We start from the raw sequence: 18794 nt of genomic DNA on the forward strand, positions 1-18794 counted from the left end.
GTCAGGCCAGCCAGCGCCACCAGCGCGATTGCGGCGGTTGCGGCGGAATTTCGGGCTCCGGCTCTTGACCCAGGGCCAGCGCTGCCTCGACGACGTCGTCCCCGGTAAGGGTCACCACCGCCTCGCGATCGAGGGCGTCGAGGCTTTGCCCTTCATCCAGGGAGAGCCTCAGCGCCTGGCGATTGAGCGCTTGCTCAAACAAGGTGCGTGCAAACCGGGCGTTGCCGGAGTCTTCGCCTGCGTGGAGGCCCGCGAGGATACGGCGCAGCACCTGATCTCCTCCAGGTTCCAGCGTGTATTGGTGCTGGGCCAGCATTTGGTGGAATATCGTCTCGAGTTCGTCCACGGAGTAGTCCGGAAAGGTGATTTCGCGGGCGAACCTGGAGCGCAAGCCGGGATTGGAGAGCAGGAAGGATTCCATCAGCCGGGGGTACCCGGCCACGATCACCACCAAGCGGTGGCGGTGGTCCTCCATCCGCTTAAGCAGGACTTCAATGGCTTCGGGCCCGAAGTCCATCCGGCCGTCCTCCGGGGCCAGCGCGTAGGCCTCATCGATGAACAGGACGCCGTCCAGCGCACGCCGGATCACCCTGTCCGTCTTGATGGCAGTGGCCCCGACATACTGGCCCACAAGGCCCGAGCGGTCCACCTCGACCAAGTGGCCCTTCTGCAGCAAGCCCACCGCGCGGTACATCTCCGCCAGCAGCCGCGCCACGGTGGTCTTCCCGGTGCCCGGGTTTCCAAGGAAGACAAGATGCTGGGACGTGGCAACTTCCGGCAGGCCGTGCGCCTTGCGACGGGCCTGGACCTGGAGCAGTGCCACCAGCGCCCTGACCTGTTCTTTCACGGACTCAAGTCCCACCAAAGCGTCGAGCTCGGCCTGGACTTCGGACAACGGTCGGGCCGGACCGGAGCGCGCACCGACCAGATCGCCCATCAGGTCATCGACGCGTTCTGAACCCGTCAGCTTGAGTTGATTGGCCAGATGGCCGATGGTTTCCCTCAGCTCATCCAACGGATTGCGGCTAGCAGCCATGCATCCACTGTAATACCGGATCCACCCCAAGGACCTGGGTTGCATGGACAGGAAAATGCTGATGTCCACCGGCGGCGAAATGGTCAGCGCGCAGTGCCCTAGTCCTCGAAGTGGGCAGCGACATTCTGTTCGCCGGATATCGAGGCAACAATGACCGCCGCAACGTCATGGATTTTGATGTTCCGGTGACTGGAGGTTTCAGCGATGACCCTGAATGCCGATTCCCGGCTGCAGTGGTTCTGTGCCATGACGATTCCCACGGCGTTGTCAATGGCCGTCCGGTACTGCATGGCCGAGGCCAGGTCATCGCGGGCGTGCTTGAGATGGGCGATCCTCAAAGCCAGCCTCAGCGAAACAGCCCCGTGTTCGGCGAAAGCTCCAGCAGCCAGGATCCGGGGCTCGGAAAATCCCTCGGTGGCATCACAGTAAAGGTTCATTACGGCTTCAGCTTCACCGGCGAGTTCCAGGGCAACAGCCAAGATGGATCCCGTGCCTTCCTCCCTCACTGCCTCCATGTACTGGGGCCAGCGGGTCTCGGCGCTGGTGTCAGGGACGTACATGACAGTTCTCTCCCGCAGCGCAGTCAGGCATGGCCCGTCCCCAAAACTGTTCTGAAGTGTGTCCAAGCGATTGGCCCGTTCATCGCTGCTGGCCGCGACAACCCCTCTTTTCCGCCTGACCACGGTAACGCCGCACCTGACCTTGGTTGCAGGGGTTGAAAACCTGGACGCTGCCAGGGCGGAAAAATTGCAAAGAAACTCCCCCACGTCTGGGCTGTCCAACACCATGTCCTGCAGGGTGCAACCAAGATCAGGGCCCCGCTCAGGAATGACGGTGGTGACGTTTTGGGCCTTCGTCTGCTGAAGTTTGCTCATAGCTCTGGAACCCTCCGGCTGATTGCAATGACACTATTGTGGCCGCTTTTCGCCGGTTCCCGAAGGGGTGGCTGGTTTCCTTCTTTCCGGGGCGGGGGGTGACTCCACTTCTACGCCGGCAACTGGCGGTCGCTGGCACTTTTGTGGAGTCAATACATGGAAACTGACCGGAATGTCGCCGATTGGGCATATCGGCATCCTTGACGGGCAATTCGGACATAGGTAACTGACGCCGTCCGGACGGAGGCTTGGAGGACAGCATCACCGCCCTACAAAGGAGATCGAAGTGACTACTTACAACCTGGCCCTGATCGGTTTCGGAGGCGTCAACCGCGCCCTGGCTGAACTGATCCGCGACGAACCGCGCCGCTTCGCTTCCCTCGGGTTCGAGCTCCGGGTCGTAGCCATCACTGACCTTGCCTTTGGCTCCCTCGTCCAAGGCGATGGCATCGACCTTGCCGCCGTTCTGGCCATGCCCCGTGGAGCTTCCTTTGACGGGCTCCCCGGCGGCAGCTCCGACCCCCGCAACGAGGAAGTCATCAAGAACAGCCCTGCCGACATCATCGTGGAGGCCACCTTCACCAGCCCGGTCGACGGCGAACCGGCAGTTTCGCATGTGAAGTGGGCCATCGAGTCCGGCAAACACGTCGTCACCACCAACAAGGGACCTGTGGCACTCCGAGGCCCTGAGCTGAGCAGGCTTGCTGCAAGCAACGGTGTCCGCTTCGAGTATGAAGGCGCGGTCATGAGCGGCACGCCCGTGATCCGGCTGGCACACAAGATGCTCGAAGGCCTTGAGGTGACTGCAGTCCAGGGAATCCTGAACGGTACCAGCAACTACGTGTTGGGCCGCATGGAGGCCGGCTTGGGACTGGACGAGGCCATCGCCGAAGCCCAGGACCTCGGCTACGCCGAAGCGGACCCGACCGCTGACATTGGCGGCTCGGACGTCAGGCTCAAGGTAGCCATCCTGGCCAACGAACTTCTCGGCGCCACCATTTTGCCCGGCGATGTGGACACCACCGGCATCCAGGATGTCAGCAGCGAGGACGTCGCCCACGCCCTGGCCAGCGGCCTCCGTTGGAAACTGATCGGCGAAGCCCGCCGCGGGAGCGATGGCAGCCTCACTGCTTCCGTCCGGCCCATCGCCCTCCCGGCAGATCACCCGCTGGCCGGCATTTCAGGTGCCACCAATGCCGTCTCGTTCACCACCGACCTCCTCGGTGCTGTCACCGTTTCCGGCCCAGGTGCCGGTCGCGTCGAAACTGCCTACGCCCTCATCTCGGACATCATCGCCGTCGACGAATTCACCAAAGGAGCCGTCCGTGCCTGAAACAGCAGTCGCCGAAACAACGAACGAAGCCACCACCGCTGTGACAACCCGGGAACTGGTGGTGCACAACAAGTTTGACGGCACCGTCCTGGCCACCTTGGACCAGTGCTCCGACGCTGACGTCCGCGTAGAACTTATCCGCGCGGCTGCGGCCGCTCCGGCAGCAGCCGCCATGCCCCGGCATGAGCGCGGCAGGATCCTGGACACCGCCGCCGATCTCCTGCAGGAGCGATCCCAAAAAGTCGCGGAACTGATCGTCGCCGAAGCCGGTAAGACCATCAAGCAGGCCCGCAAAGAAGTCTCCCGCGCAGTGAACACGCTCAAACTCTCAGCGGCGGAAACCCGCCGCAATGTCGGAGAAGTAGTCCCGTTTGACTCCTTCGCCGGTTCTGAAAACCGGCAGGGATGGTTCACCCGCGAACCACTGGGACTCATCGCCGCGATCACGCCGTACAACGACGCCTTGAACCTGGTAGCGCACAAGCTCGGACCGGCGATTGCCGGCGGCAACACCGTCATCCTCAAGCCCTCGCAACTGACACCCTTGACGGCCATCCTCCTGGTGGACCTGCTCCGCGAGGCCGGCCTGCCCGCAGAGTTCGTGACCGTGGTTCTGGGCGATCGCACGATGGCCCAAACCATCATCTCCTCCAAACTGGTCCGCATGGTCTCCTTCACCGGCGGCTTCGCCACCGGGCACGCCATTGCGGCGAACGCCGGCCTCAAGCGCCTGTCCATGGAGCTTGGCGGCAACGCACCCGTCATCGTCTTCGACGACGCCGACCTTCCTGCCGCCGTCGAATCCTGCGTTTCGGGTTCCTTCTGGGCTGCAGGGCAAAACTGCATCGGCGCCCAGCGGCTCCTTGTCCAACGCCCCGTATTTGATGCCTTCGTGCAGGACTTCGTCGCCCAAACCGCGGCGCTGAAGACCGGCGATCCCCGCAACGAACTCACCGACGTAGGACCCATGATCAGCAAAGCCTCCGCCGCCGAAGCCAAACGCAAGATCGAAGACGCCGTGGCCGCCGGGGCCCAGCTGCTGACCGGAGGCGATCTGGCCGGAGCTGTATTGACGCCTGCCGTACTGACCGGGGTGCCCCGCAGCTGTGAGGCGTGGAGCGAGGAACTGTTCGCACCGGTGGTTTTGGTGGAGCCCTTCGATACCGCCGAGGAAGCCATCGAGCTGGCCAACGACAGCGAATACGCCCTGCAAGCCGGGGTCTTCACCCAGGATCTGAGCCGGGCCCTGGCCACCGCCAAGGCGATCGACGCAGGTGGCGTGATGATCAACGACTCCTCCGACTACCGCCACGACGCCATGCCGTTCGGTGGTTCCAAGTACGGCAGCATGGGCCGCGAAGGCGTTCACTTCGCTTACGAGGAAATGACCCAACCCAAAGTCATCGCGATCGCCTCATGAACGTCGGGATAAGAATCGAACACGACAGCCTCGGTTCCATGGCTGTCCCGGAATCGGCGTTATGGGGAATCCACACCGAACGCGCCATCCTCAACTTCCCCATCAGCGGCATCCAACTCGGGACCCACCGGCACCTCATCCGGGCCCTGGCGCTTGTGAAAAAGGCTGCTGCGCTGACCAACACCGAGCTCGGCTTGATCCCGACGGACATCGGGGAGGCAATCGTTGCAGTCTGCGACACGGTTGCCTCGGGCGAGGTCGACCACGCTTTCCCCGTGGACGTCATCCAAGGCGGTGCCGGAACATCCACCAACATGAATGCCAACGAGGTCATCGCCAACCTCGCCTTGGAAGCCCTGGGCCATCCACGTGGCTCCTACGAGCTGGTGGACCCGATCGGGCATGTCAACAAGTGCCAGTCCACCAATGACGTCTATCCGACGGCGGTCCGCTTGGCCCTGGTGTTCGGGCTGGAGGACTTGTTGGAACGTCTTGACCTGCTTTCGGCAGCGTTTGCCGAACGGGGCCAGGCCTTCGCCGCCATCCCGAAGGTGGGTCGCACGCAACTCCAGGATGCGGTGCCGATGACCCTTGGCCAGGAGTTCACCGCCTTCTCCGTCACGCTGGAGGAAGACCAAAAGCGCCTCCGGGAAGCGGCTGGACTCCTGCTCGAGTGCAGCCTGGGGGCCACTGCCATAGGGACCGGAATCACTGCTGATCCGCTGTATGTTGAGCGCGTCATCGACCAGCTCTCGGCGGTGAGTGGAGTGCAGTTGGTCCGGGCCCATGACTTCGTCGAAGCAACGTGGGACACCGGCGCCTTCATGACGTTCTCCGGAACGCTCAAACGCACCGCCATCAAACTCTCCAAAATCTGCAGCGACCTGCGTCTGCTTTCCAGCGGACCGCAAACGGGCTTGGGCGAAATCCGGTTGCCCCCACGCCAGGCAGGTTCCTCGATCATGCCCGGCAAGGTCAACCCGGTGATCCCGGAGGTGGTCAACCAGATTGCCTTCTTCGTGGCCGGGGCCGACCTCACCGTCACCATGGCTGCCGACAACGGGCAGCTTCAGCTCAACGCCTTCGAACCTGTCATCGCCCACGCCCTGCTGCAATCACTAAGTTGGCTGACCAACGGCACAGACGTACTGCGGGACCTCTGCGTCGAGGGCATTGAGGCAAACGAGGCTCTGCTGCGCTCCCGGTCAAGGGCCTCCACGGCACAGGCCACAGCACTGCTCCCGCTGCTGGGCTACGCCGTGGCAGCGGCGATCTCCCATAAGGCCCTCGCTTCAGGGCAAAGTGTTCTGGACATCGCCGTCAGCGAAGGCCTGCTCCTGCCTGAACAAGTCGAGGCGCTGGTGGGACCCCAAAGCGGCGACACAGGGCAGCCCACCCCAGGCACCCCAGGATAGGGCCCCCCGGGCTGGAGGGGGATGTCAGGCTGCAGAACGCTCCCGGCCCCGGTCCAGGAGCGAGGTCACCACGGCAAGGATGACAACACCGGACGCCAGATACAAAGGAAGCGTGGCTGCAGGGGCGATGAGTGCTCCAGCCAAGGCCGTGCCGGCTGATCCGGCAGTGATCTTCAGGGCGCCGATCCAGACGAATACCTGACCGCGGACGGCCGGTGGCGCGTACTCGCTGCGCGCCGCCAAAGTGGCTGCGAAAAAGTACGAGTTCAGTACGCCGGCGCAGGCAAAGGCTGCAACCGCCGTCGGAAATGTCCCTGCCAGGGCTGCACCGCACAAGGCAATCCCTACTGCCGCAGCCAACCACGTCATCAAGGGATCCGCATCGGTTCTCAGCGGCCGGATCATGACCCCGGCTGATCCCAGGAGTGCACCAAGTCCGTAGGCAGCAGTCAGCAGGCCTGCCGCCGCCGGAACGACGCCCAGCCCGCCGGTGGAAGCAACCGCGGTGATCGGCAGGGCCGCCACTGACATGGCCACCACCACTGTCATGTAGAGGGTGCGTCGGAGGGGTCCGCTGGAGATCATCATCAGCAAAGTCCGGCCGGGCCGGGGAACCTCGGAAGCAACAGCAGCCGGAGGCGAAGAGGGCAACAGCTTGACGACGGCAGCCGCCACGAAGGTAAAGCCGGCGAGAATCAACGCTGCAGTTGCCGGATTGGCCCAAGCCGAGACTGCCGCAACCAGCGACGGCCCGATCGTTCCACTGATGCCGTACGTGGCTACATCCCAGCCTTGGGCACGCCGCTGGCTGGTCCTTCCGGGGCCGGCGATGGCTGCCAACCTGCTGCTGATGCCTCCTGTCAGTAGGGGACCCACCAAGCCGGAGGCAATGAGCAGCATCGCCGGGATGAGGGGCGGAGTCAGCGGGAAAAGGAGGACAGCTGCAGCCAGTGTCACGCCATGGATGACACACGCCCAGGCGATCACTGCCCTGCCATCCCTGGCGGTATCGAGGACCCGGGCTATCAGCGGGCCGAAAAGATGTGGCGCAGTAATGCATCCGCCCAATATTCCAGCCAGCCACCCTGGTGAACCGCTGGTGGTTGCCAGCAGGACGATTGCTACAACAGCTCCACCATCGGAACTGCGTGCAAGGGTGGCGGCGAGGACATAACGGGCAAGGCCACCCGGGGAGCCTGGGCGCTCCGTCCCGGCGTGCCGGGTTCTCCCGGCCAGGGTCACTCCGGCACTCCCCCCGTTGCTGCCCGTCTTTTCCTGGGAAGACTCGTTCCGGACCAACTCCTAGGCCTCCAAGCCGCATTCACGGATGGCATCCGCCACCTTGTTCCGCCCCTCGGCGTCCAACCCCCGGAGGGGCAGCGGCAAAGTGGAGGACGGCACCACACCAAGATCCTCGGCGAGGGCTGCAACCACGCGAAGGCTTCCATAGGTGCGGAAGAGGGACCACAGGGGTTCGAGATCCGCGGAGGCGCGCATGGCCGCCTCACGCCTGCCCGCGAGAGCATGATCGGCGAGGGTCCGTGCTTGGTGCGGCAACACCCCGGCGATCACCGAGTACCAAACATTGCATCCGGCCAGCAGGGCTTCCGCAGCGATCCAGTCGCCGCTGATACCCACTGATGTTTGGTCCGGCAAGCCGGCCTTGAGCCTGGAAACTGTGGACGCAACGTCACCGGTCGCCGGCGGCGGGATCTTGATGGAGGCAATCCCCGGAAGTTTGGCAATCTCACTGTGCAAGGCAGCGCTGAAGGTGAATCCGGTGGTGCCGGGGTTCTCGTAGACAACAACGGGAAGATCGGACTGTGCCGCCACGGTTTGGAAGAGTCCGAATACCTCTGCATCGGACAGCCTCTGATAGGACACAGGGGCCAGCAGCAATGCGGACGCTCCGGCGGCCTGGGCATCACCGGCCAGCATCAGTACGTCCCTGGTGCGAACAGCACCGATTCCGGCAAGGACCGGAACGCCGTTGGAAGCTTCCACTGCGACTTCCAGGACTTCCCTGCGTTCGTCTCGGGAGAGGTAGGCATAATTCCCCGTTGAACCGAGAACCCCCAGCGAATCAACTCCGGCTTGCGCGGCACGGTTCACCAGTTTGTCGAGGGCATTGAGGTCCACGCTTTCGCCGTCCATGGGAGTGAGCGGAAAAGCGCTGAGGCCGTTGAACACTGCTTCCTGCTTTCGTCGTGCTGCAAGAACGCAGCGCTTGGGGTATCACTGTCCATGCTGCCAAGGGTCTTGGTCCTACACTAGGTCCAAGAATGTAAGAGTCTGGAGGTCCAAATGAGTGAAGCCGAAATACCCATCGAGCTGGACAGGAACAGCGTCACGTCCCTTGCGGCCCAAGTGGCCAGCCAACTACGGGCCGCTATACTCGATGGCGTCCTGCAGCCGGAAGATACGCTTCCTGCCACTCGAAGGCTCGCGACGGAGCTCGGTATCTCGCGCGGAGTGGTGGTACGAGCCTTCGAACAACTCTCCGGCGAGGGGTTCCTGGTCAGCAATGGCGCAGGCGGGACCAAAGTAGCCATCCGTCCGGATATCAACACCCGCCCCTTGGAAGGGAATCGGCCGTCCACTCCCCCACCCCGAAGCGAGGTCATTGACCTGACGCCCGGCCGACCCTCCGGATCACCTTTCCAGGACCGCCAATGGCGCAGCGCATGGAAGGCGGCCGTAACGGAGCAGGTGAAGGTCCAGCTCCCACCGGCACAAGGAACACCGGAGCTCCGTGTTGCGGTTGCTGACCACCTGGCCGTCTCCAGGGGCCTTGTTGTCGATCCCGACGATGTCATCATCACCGGCGGCACCAGCGATGCGCTGCACCTGGTGGTTGCCATGCTCCGGCACGGAGGCCTGCGGCCACGTGTGCTGGTTGAGGACCCCGGCTACCCCACTGCGCGCCGGGTCATGGAGGCTTCAGGCGCGGAGCTGGTAACACTTCCCGTGGACGAAGACGGCCTGAAAGGCTCACAGCTGGAGGCCTTGGAGCACATACCGGACGCAGTCCTGGTAACTCCCAGCCACCAATACCCCTTGGGCGGCAGGATGGCTGTCCAGGAGAGAATAGAGTTGCTCGCGTGGGCCGGCCGGCACGGTGTGCTTGTGCTCGAAGACGACTACGACAGCGAATTCCGGCACAGTCGCATGCCCCTCCCCGCTGTTGCCTCCCTCCCGAGCACTGCCGACGTCGTCCTGTTGGGAACGTTTTCCAAGAACCTCAGTCCGTGGTTGCGCTGCGGCTATTTGGTGGTTCGGGGCGATGCCGGCAGACGGCTGAAAGCAACCCGCCAAGCCCTGGACACCCCGGTGGCCGGAGTGCTGCAGTCAGCAATTGCCCACTACATCAAAGGGGGAGGCCTTTCCCGTCACATCACACGGGCAAGACGTGAATACGCGCACCGCAGGGCCCTCATCATCGAGCGGCTGGGCAACCGGAAGGACCTTGAGATCTCAGCTTTGGATGGCGGACTGCATGCAGTGGTGCGGTTCCAGGAACCCGAGGCGACAGAAGTTGCCGCCACGGCCCTGGCACGGGGAATCCTGGTGGTCCCCCTGGCCGGATATTATGCCGACCGCAGGCCCGGGAATGGCCTGGTCCTTGGTTACGGTGCCGTCACCGACCTCCAGCTTTCCAAAGCCCTGGCGATTTTGTCGAGCCTCATCGGAGGACAGGAAGAGCCAATGCACTGATGTGGGTGGCTTGGCGGGGATTGGGGTTGGTCAGAACACCACCTTCGGGATGACTAGGCTGGGTGCATGGCCACAGTTATCCTCGTGCGGCACGGCCGCACCACAGCCAATGCCACCGGACTGCTGGCAGGCAGGGCCGCGGGCATCAGGCTGGACAAAACCGGGCTCGAACAGGCTGCCGTGACAGCAGGCAGGCTCGCAGCCGTACCGTTGGTGGGAGTGATTTCGAGCCCGCTGGAGCGCTGCCAGGAGACCGCCCAACTCATCCTTGACCACCAGGCCGGTTCGCCTCACGCGCCCCTCGAAGCCGACCTCACCGAGTGCGATTACGGCCAGTGGCAGGGCCGCTCGCTCAGTGACCTCGCAACCGAGGACCTGTGGCCCGTGGTGCAAACGCAACCATCCGCCGTCGTGTTTCCCGGTGGTGAATCCATGGCCGGGATGCAGGCCAGGGCGGTGGCCGCGGTTCGACGCCACGACGCTGCCTTCGAAGCTGAGCACGGCCCGGGAGCCGTGTGGGTTGCGGTGAGTCACGGTGACGTCATAAAGTCGGTCCTCGCCGATGCCCTCGGCATGCACCTGGACCTTTTCCAGCGCATCAATGTTGGCCCCGCCTCCGTGTCGATTGTCCGTTACGGCCGTGACCGGCCTAGCGTCCACGCGACCAACACCGACGCCGGCGACCTCTCATGGCTGTCCAACGGCATCCATTCCGGCGATGCTCCGGTGGGAGGCGGAGCAGGGCAGAACGCGGAGCGAACCTGATGTGCCTAAAATACTGACATGCCTACACGTGTTCACGAGTTTGCCTGGCCTGACCGGGTTGTAGTTGGCACCATTGGCCTCCCAGGGTCCCGGACGTTCTACCTGCAGGTACGTGCGGGAAAACAGATCGTCAGTATTGCCATGGAGAAGCAGCAGTCGGCCCAGCTCGCAGAGAAAATCGACGAAATACTCGACCAGCTCATTACAGTTCAAGGCAACCCGTTCAGCGTGCCGACAGGGACCCCCATCGAGCTCGTGGACAACGACCCCCTTGAAGCCGTTGAAGAGCAGTTCCGTGCCGGAGCCATGAGCCTGGGCTGGGATCCCACCACCGCACAGGTTGTCGTTGAGGCCTACCCCATCGCCGATCTCGATGCCGAGGACAATGAAGAAGCCTTTGACGAGGACGGCGCGAACGAATCCGAGATGCTGCTGGTACGCATGCCGGTAGGCACAGCCCGCGCCTTCGCCAAGCGGACCCGTGAGATTGTGGGAGCCGGGCGCCCCACTTGCCCACTGTGCGGTTACCCCATGGACGCCGAAGGGCACAGCTGCACCCTCCCCGAGGCCTGATGCCGGCGCCGGACCTGGACACCGCCGAGCTGACGCTCACTGGCCGGATCACCACGGCTTCGAACGCCACTTTCCTGGGCAGCATCGGCGAGGTCGCCGTGGTCTATAAGCCGGTGGCAGGCGAAAGTCCCTTGTGGGATTTCCCGCATGGAAGCCTGGCGCAACGGGAAGTGGCAGCCTACCTGGTTTCGGAGGTGCTGGGTTGGAACATCGTGCCACGCACCTGGCTGCGCGATGGGCCGTTGGGCGAGGGCATGGTCCAACTCTGGCAGGAGCAAGACCCTGCCCAACAGGCAGTCGACCTCGTGGCGACTGAACAAGCACCTGAGACTGGGTGGAAACACGTTCTCGAAGGGCAGGATGAGAACGGGCGGATGGTCTCCCTCATCCATGAGGACTCTCCCGCGCTGAGGCGCATGGCGGTCTTTGACATGCTGGTCAACAACGCCGACCGCAAGGGCGACCACATTCTGGCCATGGCGGACGGTCATCGGCATGGGGTGGATCACGGGCTGACCTTCCACCAGGAGCACAAGCTGCGCACCGTGCTGTGGGGCTGGTTGGGAGAGCCGCTTAACACCGGGGAAATCGACGGCGTTGATCGCCTCACCGAAGCACTGGATGGCGGGCTGGGCCGTGACCTTGCGGAGTTGATCACCGCTGAAGAAATCGCCTCTCTGACCGCCCGCTGCGTTCGGCTGCGCTCAACCGCCCGGTTCCCTGCGCCGAGCGGCGGCATGCCTGCGGTACCGTGGCCCCTTTTCTAAGGTGCAGCCTGGGGCCACGGACAGCGCAAACCGCGCCCGCCGGCGTCGTGCTTTAAGTGACGCACGACGCCGGTCCCCGGCTTGGGCGGGCAGGCTCGGCAACCCGATCAGAACTTCGCTCCTCAAGGGTGTCCCTTGGCCCACGGGATAACGGCGCCGTCTACTGCGCAGGACTCACTTCGCTTGCTTCACGGCAGCGCCCGTGGTGCTCTGCCTGGTCGCGGCCCAACTGGCGAGGACTTTCAATGCGTCTTCTGATGGCGTGCCGGGATCTGCCGTGTAGATGTTGATGCGCAGCCCCGGATCCGCTGCCAGCTCGAGCGCTTCGAAAGTCAGGTCCAAGTCCCCCACGATCGAATGATGGAGCCGCTTCCGACCGGTTCGGTGGTACTTGACGTCATGCCGGGCCCAACGGGTCCGGAATTCCCCGCTCCGGGTGGAAAGTTCACCGATCAGGTCCGTGAGGTCCTTGTCATAAGGGTTTTTCCCTGCCGTGGACCGCAGGACAGCCACTATGTCATCTGCCGCACGTTCCCAGTCGGCGAAGAACTCCCGTGCCTTCGGGTTCAGGAACGTGAAACGGGCACTGTTGGGCGGCGTGGTTTCTTCAGCCATCAACTCCATATACAGCGCACTGCCAAGATCATTGGCGGCCAAAACGTCACCACGGTCGTTCCGCACCCAGGCAGGTGCGGCCGTGATGGCATCGAGGACTCGTTGGACACTTGGACGAACAGCCTGGGGACTGCGCCTGCGCCGAACACGGGGTACAGCACCGGAAGCCCGGGCGAGATCGAAAAGGTGCGCCAATTCGGCGTCGTCCAGCTTTAACGCCCGTCCCAGCGCTTCCAGAACGCTGTCGGAAGCACCGGAGAGGTTTCCGCGTTCAAGGCGGATGTAGTAGTCGATGCTCATCCCGGCGAGCATCGCCACCTCCTCGCGACGCAGGCCACTGACGCGCCGGTTCCCACCATAGGCCGGCAGGCCGGCTTCCTCAGGGGTGATCCTTGAACGGCGCGACGTCAGGAATTTCCGCACATCCTCGCTAAGTGTCATGGACTCAACGCTACGCCCGGCCGCTGGGCCCAGGGAGGCACTGGCAATACCCGTGAGGACCGGAGCACGTAGCTTGTTCAAGGGGGTACTGACGTGCACTCCCTGGGAATCGGGCCCTGGTGTTCACTGGGAACTGATGCACAAGCCACAAAGGAGAGGGATCCCCATGGATGTCACGCTCAACAACGGAATCACCATGCCGGCCATAGGGCTCGGCGTCTTCCAAAGCGCCCCTGCGGACACGACGGCGGCCGTCGAGTCCGCACTGGCCACTGGCTACCGCCATATCGACACCGCCGCCGCCTACGGAAATGAACGGGAAGTCGGGGAAGGCATACGCAATTCAGGCCTGAACCGTTCGGAGGTCTTCATCGAGACCAAGGTGTGGGTCAGCGACTATGGCTACGACCAGACCCTGCATGCCTGGGACAAGGCAGTCGGCAAACTCGGTGTGGACTATCTGGACCTCTTCATCCTTCACCAGCCCGCTCCGGACCGGTTCGAGAAGACAATCTCCGCTTACAAGGCGCTTGAGCACTTGCTCGCTGACGGACGCGTCAGGGCGATCGGTGTCAGCAACTTCATGCCACACCACCTGAGTCAACTTCTCGCCGCTGCCGAGGTGGTCCCCGCTGTCAACCAGATTGAACTGCACCCCTACTTCACCCAACCGGACGTCCAGGAAGCCGATGAAGAGCAAGGGATCCTCACGCAGGCGTGGTCGCCCATCGGTGGAATCACCTTCTACCCGGGCTGGGGCGGCGAGGACCGCAGGAACGTCATGCAGGATCCCGCAGTTGCCGGCATCGGCCAGGCCCATGGAAAGACCCCGGCCCAAGTGATGCTTCGCTGGCACTTGCAGCAGGGCCGGTCAGCCATCCCAAAGTCCACCAACCCGGGCCGGATCGCCGAGAACTTCGATGTCTTCGGTTTCGAGCTTTCAGAACCGGAACTAGGCATCATCGACGCGCTCGACAGCGGTATGCGGAGCGGCCCCGACCCGGACGAAGCCCGCGAAGAACGCTTTGCCATGGTCATTCCCGAAGCGTGAAGGCCCAAGCCGCCGACCTGCCGGATGTCTCCGGAACGTACCCAAGTAACTTGCAGTCTTGGAAAACGTTCCCTAGGGTACAGAACATGCTAAGCATGCTTAGTAAGTTGCGGATCAGCCGAGGCCCGCTGGTTTCGCCCACCCTGAGGAGAGAGACTCATGCCAGAAAAGCACAGCATCCAGATCCCCGGCGCCCCGGCAAGCGAACCTGCCAGCGTGGAAGAACCTACAACCCCCAGGGAGCCCCTTCCGCCCAAGCCGGATCAGCGCGGACCTGAGGCGGTCTCCCCCACTGGAAGCCCCACCGGGGCGCCGGCCACCGCACGCGCCCAGTCCGGCCAGTACCTCACAACGGCCCAGGGGCTTCGCCTTCAAGATACCGACCATTCCCTGAAGGCCGGCCCGCGCGGGCCCATCCTGCTGCAGGATCACCACCTGCGGGAAAAGATCACCCACTTTGACCACGAACGCATCCCGGAGCGGGTAGTCCATGCCCGTGGCGCCGGCGCCCACGGTGTTTTCCGTTCCTACGGCACTGCAGCCAACATCACACGCGCAGGCTTCCTGGCCAAAGATGCTGAGACTCCGGTGTTCGTTCGGTTTTCCACCGTCCTGGGATCCCGGGGTTCTGCCGATACCGTGCGCGATACCCGCGGGTTCTCTACAAAGTTCTATACCGACGAGGGCACTTATGACCTGGTAGGCAACAACATTCCCGTCTTCTTTGTTCAGGACGGCATCAAGTTCCCTGACATCGTGCATGCGGCCAAGCCCCATCCGGATCGTGAGATTCCGCAGGCACAGAGTGCGCACGACACATTCTGGGACTTTGTCTCGCTCCACACCGAGGCCCAGGCGCACACCATGTGGAACATGTCCGACCGCGGAATCCCCCGTTCCTTCCGGACGATGGAAGGTTTTGGCGTACACACGTTCCGGTTCGTCAACGCCGAAGGCGCCACCACTTTGGTGAAGTTCCACTGGAAGCCAAAGCAGGGCGTGCATTCACTGGTATGGGAAGAAGCCCAGATCATCAATGGCATGGATCCGGACTTCCACCGCAGGGACCTTGCCGACGCCATCGAGGCCGGCGCCTACCCGGAGTGGGAGCTCGGCGTCCAGACGTTCCCGGACACCGAAGACCAGATGTTTGAAGGCATTGACTTGCTGGACCCCACCAAGTTCGTACCGGAGGAACTCGCGCCGGTACAGCCCATCGGCCTCATGACGCTCAATGCAAACCCCACCAACTACTTCGCCGAAACCGAACAAGTGGCTTTCCACCCCGGCCATCTGGTTCCCGGGATCGATGTCACCAATGATCCCCTGCTGCAGGTACGCCTGTTCTCCTACCTGGACACCCAGATTTCGCGGCTCGGCGGCCCCAACTTCGGGCAGATCCCCATCAACCGGCCGCAGGCGCCTGTCAACGACATGTTGCGGGACGGCATGCACCAGCAAGCCGTCCACGCCGGGGTTGCTCCCTACCACCCGAACTCGCTCGACGGCGGCTGCCCTTTCCTCGCCGGACAGGATATGGGCGCATTCATCGACGTCCCCGAAGAACTGGCCGCCTCCATCAAGGAGCGCAGAAACCCGGTTTCCTTCGATGACCACTACAGCCAGGTGGGGCTCTTCTTCCGCAGCCTGACCCCCGTGGAACAAGACCACGTCATCCAGGCCTACACGTTCGAACTGGGCAAGTGCTACGAGACGTCCGTCCGCGAACGGCAGCTCGCAGCCTTGGCCAACGTGGATGCGCGGCTGTGCGCGGCTGTGGCCAAGGGCCTTGGCCTGCCGGCCCCCTCGCCGAGCGAACAGGTCCAGGAGTCCAAGCCCAGCCCTTCCCTGTCCCAGGTTGGCAAGAAGTGGCCTGTTGCCGGTCGGATCGTGGGGATCCTTGCCGACGAGGGAAGCGATCTTGTCGCCGTCGAGGCTGCACGGCAGGCGTTGGACGCCGAGGGCATCGTCCCGCTGGTCATCGCTCCGGCGGGTGGCTTCCTTGGATCGGGGAACGACGGCGGGGTCCCCGTTCAGCGTACTTATCTCACCGCACGTTCAACTGAGTTTGATGCAGTGCTGGTCGCCACGCCCGGCACTGTGGCGCCTGATGCCGCCCCGGGGCTGGACGCCAAGGCCGCCGCTCCCGGGGATGCGTTGGATCCGCGGGCGGTGTTGCTGCTGACGGAGGCGTTCCGCCACGCAAAAGCAATTGCGACCCTGGACAGCAATTCAGCTGCATTGAAGGCCGCAGGCATCCCCGCGGATGCTCCGGGCATCGTCTCCGGCAAGAAGGTAGAGGGTGTCATCCAGGAGTTGACGGGCCTGCTCTCCGCCCACCGCGTATGGGAACGGTTCCCCGCAGTGTCAGCCTGAGGGTAGGCCGGCCCGGCAGCCGCCTAGCTGCCTAACCCTCCCCATGAGCCAGCCGACCAGTGTCCTTCTGCCGCATCTTGCAGCGGAGGGCCCCTGGTCGGCTGTGTTTAAAGGCGCACGAAGCGGCGGTCGCTCTGCGTCCAGATCATGCCCGGCAGCACGAGTGGAACGACGCCGTGGGGTTGGCTTTGCTTCCGAACGCAGCGGGCACAGCGCGGCACTTCCCTCGATTCATCAGCCGCTTACAGCTGCCGCGCCCCGGCAGCCTTTCGTTGTTAAGCCCTTGACCGAGAGGGAACCTACGCTTAGAGTTCTGATATATGAGTCATATGTCACATCCGGGCGACCAAATTGTGGTTGCTTGGATGGGTCGGCACGAGGGTGCCGGATCCAAGGTCTTGCGGGTCCGTACTGGAGATCAGTGATACATGACGACGCCGAGATCGTTTCGCGGGTCCTGCGCGGCCAGTTGGCATCAAGCCAGCCGGCATCGTCCAGCGCTCCCAAGAGGGCTCCGGCTGTCCGACCATCCGTCCGTCCAGGGAACAGCACTCTGGTGCCGTCAGTGGTTTCCACTGAAGCCAGAAGGGAATAGATCTCAATGATTCATCCAACCAGGACGACGGATCCCGTCGACACCTCCACGCCGGAGACCAGCTCCAAGTTCAAGCGCCGCTTTATGGTGCGGCTTGTGGCTGTTTTCATCGGCGGAATGTTCCTTGACGGCTACATCCTCGGAATCATTGGACCCGTCACCGGGCCCATGCGGTCAGAGCTTCAGCTGGACGCACTGTCTTTGGGCATGATCGCCGCAGGACCACTGGTTGGTATCTTCGTCGGCTCCCCGCTGGCCGGCTGGGCTACTGACAAATTCGGGCGCAAGCCCATGTTCCTCTTGGACATGGGCCTGTTCCTGGTTGCTTCAGGAGCCCAGTTCTTCGTAACCTCCGGAGACGGGGCTGTAATCCAGTTGGCTGCCATCCGGTTCCTTATGGGCGTCGCAATCGGCGGCGAGTACTCAATTGGCGGCCCATTGCTCTCAGAGTTCTCGCCGCCAAAACTCCGTGGGCGCTTGCTCGGACTGACCCTGATCGCCTGGTACGTCGGTTTCATGATGGCATTCATCATTGGCACGCTCCTGCACGATGCAGGCATCCCATGGCGCCTGGTCATCGGCACGAGCACGATACTGGCACTCGTTTTGTTCATCGCCCGCTTGGGGCTGCCCGAATCGCCGAGTTGGCTCATTACCAAAGGGCGGCGTGAAGAAGCACTCGCTATCGCCCGCCGATATGTTGAATCCCCTGAGATGCATGACAGCATCACCGAGGAGATCAACTTGAGGATGGTCCAGGAGGCCCAGGCCGCGAAGAGCAGGACCAAAATCAAGGGCGCCTCCATCGGAATGCTGTTCTCGAAGCAGTACTGGCGAACCACCCTCTTCACTGCAGGTTTTTGGTTCTGCGCGGTCACCCCGTACTTCGCGATCGCGACCTTCGCCGACGACGTGCTCAATGAATTCGGCTTCGGAGGCGGCTGGACGGGTGGAGTCGGGCTCTCCGCACTTGCTGCCGCGGGTGTCGTCACCACCGTGCTCCTGATTGACAAGCTCGGACGCCGAATCCTGACTGTGCCAGGGCAATGGCTCTGCGCAGGCATATTGCTGGTCATTGGACTCTGGGCGGACGCACCTGCGATCCTGGTGCTCGTATTGTTCCTCGCCTTCTCCTTCTTCAATGCCGGCTACACCACCATGACCCAGGTGTATCCCGCCGAGGTATTCCCCGGCCACCTGCGTGGCATAGGCATGGGCTTCTCTGCCGCCTTCAGCCGCATCGGAGCCGCGCTTGGTACCTTCGCCCTGCCTTGGGCGATCAGCAACATCGGGATGGGACCAAGCATGGTGGTAGCCGCGGCCGTCGCGTTGCTCGGCGCACTGCTTTCCCAGTGGCTCGCTCCCGAAACAAAGGGTCGCACCCTCGCCGAGATCTCAGCAGATTTCTCCCACTAAACCGGTAGGAAACTGCTCCCCGGCCATAGCAGGCCCGGTCAACTGCCCTCCTCAGCCTCAGCCTTCACATCAGCAGCAAACTGCTCAAAGCCGGCCCTCAGGTTGCCAAGCGCGCCCAGGGGCCACCCGGGCGACCATGTCAGTCTGATCGGAGCTGAGGTGGCAGACGGCTTCGGCGCCTGTGCCCCGGCAACTGGCCCCGCACCGCCGTCGTGCGACGTATGTGAATGACGTGCACCGCGGCGTTAAGGATTCGTCAAGGTATTCGCCTTTTCCGCCCGTGGCGGCGCGTTCGCTGCTAGATTTCGCACGGAAAGAAGTGCGGATGTGCCGTGCGGAAAGGTACACGGTGACGACGTTGACGAGGTCGCTCGCGGCTCCGGCCGATGCAGAGCCTGGAAA

General features: G+C 63.2%; 15 protein-coding genes. 10 read left to right on the forward strand and 5 right to left on the reverse strand.

Annotated elements, in window-relative coordinates:
* Nucleotide 1: 1 nt before the first annotated feature.
* Together AC6JA3_RS11350 and AC6JA3_RS11355 are read right to left on the reverse strand one after the other, a co-directional pair.
* Nucleotides 2-1036, reverse strand: a complete 1035-nt coding sequence (locus tag AC6JA3_RS11350; RefSeq protein ID WP_026540529.1) for an AAA family ATPase — start codon at nt 1034-1036, stop codon at nt 2-4.
* A 98-nt stretch (nt 1037-1134) separates the two neighbouring features.
* Nucleotides 1135-1911 carry an ANTAR domain-containing protein gene (locus AC6JA3_RS11355; protein WP_081733282.1) on the reverse strand — a complete coding sequence of 259 codons (777 nt, stop codon included), beginning with the start codon at nt 1909-1911 and terminating at the stop codon, nt 1135-1137.
* 286 nt (nt 1912-2197) lie between these two features.
* On the opposite strand from AC6JA3_RS11355, the gene AC6JA3_RS11360 reads away from it, so the two are divergent.
* The 3 genes from AC6JA3_RS11360 to AC6JA3_RS11370 are packed head-to-tail and all read left to right on the forward strand — an operon-like array spanning nt 2198 to nt 6079.
* Nucleotides 2198-3244, forward strand: coding sequence for a homoserine dehydrogenase (locus AC6JA3_RS11360; RefSeq protein WP_026540527.1), 1047 nt, complete (start codon nt 2198-2200; stop codon nt 3242-3244).
* Nucleotides 3237-4664: an aldehyde dehydrogenase family protein gene (locus AC6JA3_RS11365; RefSeq protein WP_081733281.1), complete on the forward strand. Its 1428-nt coding sequence runs from the start codon at nt 3237-3239 to the stop codon at nt 4662-4664. The genes AC6JA3_RS11360 and AC6JA3_RS11365 overlap by 8 nt, the downstream gene beginning before the upstream one ends.
* 38 nt (nt 4665-4702) lie before the next feature.
* Complete coding sequence (locus tag AC6JA3_RS11370; protein WP_238324869.1) at nt 4703-6079, forward strand: aspartate ammonia-lyase; 1377 nt, start codon at nt 4703-4705, stop codon at nt 6077-6079.
* A gap of 24 nt (nt 6080-6103) precedes the next feature.
* Here AC6JA3_RS11370 and AC6JA3_RS11375 read toward each other — a convergent pair whose 3' ends face one another.
* Together AC6JA3_RS11375 and AC6JA3_RS11380 are read right to left on the reverse strand one after the other, a co-directional pair.
* Nucleotides 6104-7321 carry an MFS transporter gene (locus tag AC6JA3_RS11375; protein WP_051421521.1) on the reverse strand — a complete coding sequence of 406 codons (1218 nt, stop codon included), beginning with the start codon at nt 7319-7321 and terminating at the stop codon, nt 6104-6106.
* Nucleotides 7322-7381: 60 nt separating this feature from the next.
* Nucleotides 7382-8269 (reverse strand): dihydrodipicolinate synthase family protein, encoded by an 888-nt coding sequence (locus tag AC6JA3_RS11380; RefSeq protein WP_026540524.1) that lies wholly within the window; start codon nt 8267-8269, stop codon nt 7382-7384.
* A 114-nt stretch (nt 8270-8383) separates the two neighbouring features.
* Between AC6JA3_RS11380 and pdxR the strand changes: the two genes are divergently transcribed.
* The 4 genes from pdxR (at nt 8384) to AC6JA3_RS11400 (ending at nt 11898) form a co-directional block, all read left to right on the forward strand.
* A complete protein-coding gene (pdxR, locus tag AC6JA3_RS11385) occupies nt 8384-9793 on the forward strand; it encodes a MocR-like pyridoxine biosynthesis transcription factor PdxR (RefSeq protein WP_026540523.1) in 1410 nt (469 codons plus the stop codon).
* Nucleotides 9794-9859: 66 nt separating this feature from the next.
* Nucleotides 9860-10558, forward strand: coding sequence for a histidine phosphatase family protein (locus AC6JA3_RS11390; protein WP_026540522.1), 699 nt, complete (start codon nt 9860-9862; stop codon nt 10556-10558).
* An 18-nt stretch (nt 10559-10576) separates the two neighbouring features.
* Nucleotides 10577-11131: a DUF3090 domain-containing protein gene (locus AC6JA3_RS11395; RefSeq protein WP_026540521.1), complete on the forward strand. Its 555-nt coding sequence runs from the start codon at nt 10577-10579 to the stop codon at nt 11129-11131.
* Nucleotides 11131-11898: an SCO1664 family protein gene (locus AC6JA3_RS11400; protein WP_026540520.1), complete on the forward strand. Its 768-nt coding sequence runs from the start codon at nt 11131-11133 to the stop codon at nt 11896-11898. The genes AC6JA3_RS11395 and AC6JA3_RS11400 overlap by 1 nt, the downstream gene beginning before the upstream one ends.
* A gap of 174 nt (nt 11899-12072) precedes the next feature.
* On the opposite strand, the gene AC6JA3_RS11405 is transcribed toward AC6JA3_RS11400, so the two are convergent.
* Nucleotides 12073-12954 carry a helix-turn-helix transcriptional regulator gene (locus AC6JA3_RS11405; protein ID WP_026540519.1) on the reverse strand — a complete coding sequence of 294 codons (882 nt, stop codon included), beginning with the start codon at nt 12952-12954 and terminating at the stop codon, nt 12073-12075.
* Nucleotides 12955-13120: 166 nt separating this feature from the next.
* On the opposite strand from AC6JA3_RS11405, the gene AC6JA3_RS11410 reads away from it, so the two are divergent.
* From AC6JA3_RS11410 to AC6JA3_RS11420, 3 genes are all read left to right on the forward strand, one after another.
* Complete coding sequence (locus AC6JA3_RS11410) at nt 13121-14005, forward strand: aldo/keto reductase (protein ID WP_026540518.1); 885 nt, start codon at nt 13121-13123, stop codon at nt 14003-14005.
* Between the two features lie 159 nt (nt 14006-14164).
* Nucleotides 14165-16381 (forward strand): catalase, encoded by a 2217-nt coding sequence (locus AC6JA3_RS11415; protein WP_026540517.1) that lies wholly within the window; start codon nt 14165-14167, stop codon nt 16379-16381.
* Between the two features lie 601 nt (nt 16382-16982).
* Nucleotides 16983-18392 (forward strand): MFS transporter, encoded by a 1410-nt coding sequence (locus AC6JA3_RS11420; protein ID WP_026540516.1) that lies wholly within the window; start codon nt 16983-16985, stop codon nt 18390-18392.
* The last annotated feature ends 402 nt before the right edge of the window (nt 18393-18794 follow it).

Source organism: Arthrobacter sp. TmtSoilC79, assembly GCF_059739405.1.

Excerpts from the sequence above, each read along its gene's own strand:
- AC6JA3_RS11370 (WP_238324869.1), top strand. The coding sequence starts at position 4,703 with ATGGCTGTCCCGGAATCGGCGTTATGGGGAATCCACACCGAACGCGCC.
- AC6JA3_RS11420 (WP_026540516.1), top strand. The coding sequence starts at position 16,983 with ATGATTCATCCAACCAGGACGACGGATCCCGTCGACACCTCCACGCCG.
- AC6JA3_RS11395 (WP_026540521.1), top strand. The coding sequence starts at position 10,577 with ATGCCTACACGTGTTCACGAGTTTGCCTGGCCTGACCGGGTTGTAGTT.
- AC6JA3_RS11355 (WP_081733282.1), bottom strand. The coding sequence starts at position 1,911 with ATGAGCAAACTTCAGCAGACGAAGGCCCAAAACGTCACCACCGTCATT.
- AC6JA3_RS11350 (WP_026540529.1), bottom strand. The coding sequence starts at position 1,036 with ATGGCTGCTAGCCGCAATCCGTTGGATGAGCTGAGGGAAACCATCGGC.
- AC6JA3_RS11410 (WP_026540518.1), top strand. The coding sequence starts at position 13,121 with ATGGATGTCACGCTCAACAACGGAATCACCATGCCGGCCATAGGGCTC.
- pdxR (WP_026540523.1), top strand. The coding sequence starts at position 8,384 with ATGAGTGAAGCCGAAATACCCATCGAGCTGGACAGGAACAGCGTCACG.
- AC6JA3_RS11405 (WP_026540519.1), bottom strand. The coding sequence starts at position 12,954 with ATGACACTTAGCGAGGATGTGCGGAAATTCCTGACGTCGCGCCGTTCA.
- AC6JA3_RS11390 (WP_026540522.1), top strand. The coding sequence starts at position 9,860 with ATGGCCACAGTTATCCTCGTGCGGCACGGCCGCACCACAGCCAATGCC.
- AC6JA3_RS11415 (WP_026540517.1), top strand. The coding sequence starts at position 14,165 with ATGCCAGAAAAGCACAGCATCCAGATCCCCGGCGCCCCGGCAAGCGAA.
- AC6JA3_RS11400 (WP_026540520.1), top strand. The coding sequence starts at position 11,131 with ATGCCGGCGCCGGACCTGGACACCGCCGAGCTGACGCTCACTGGCCGG.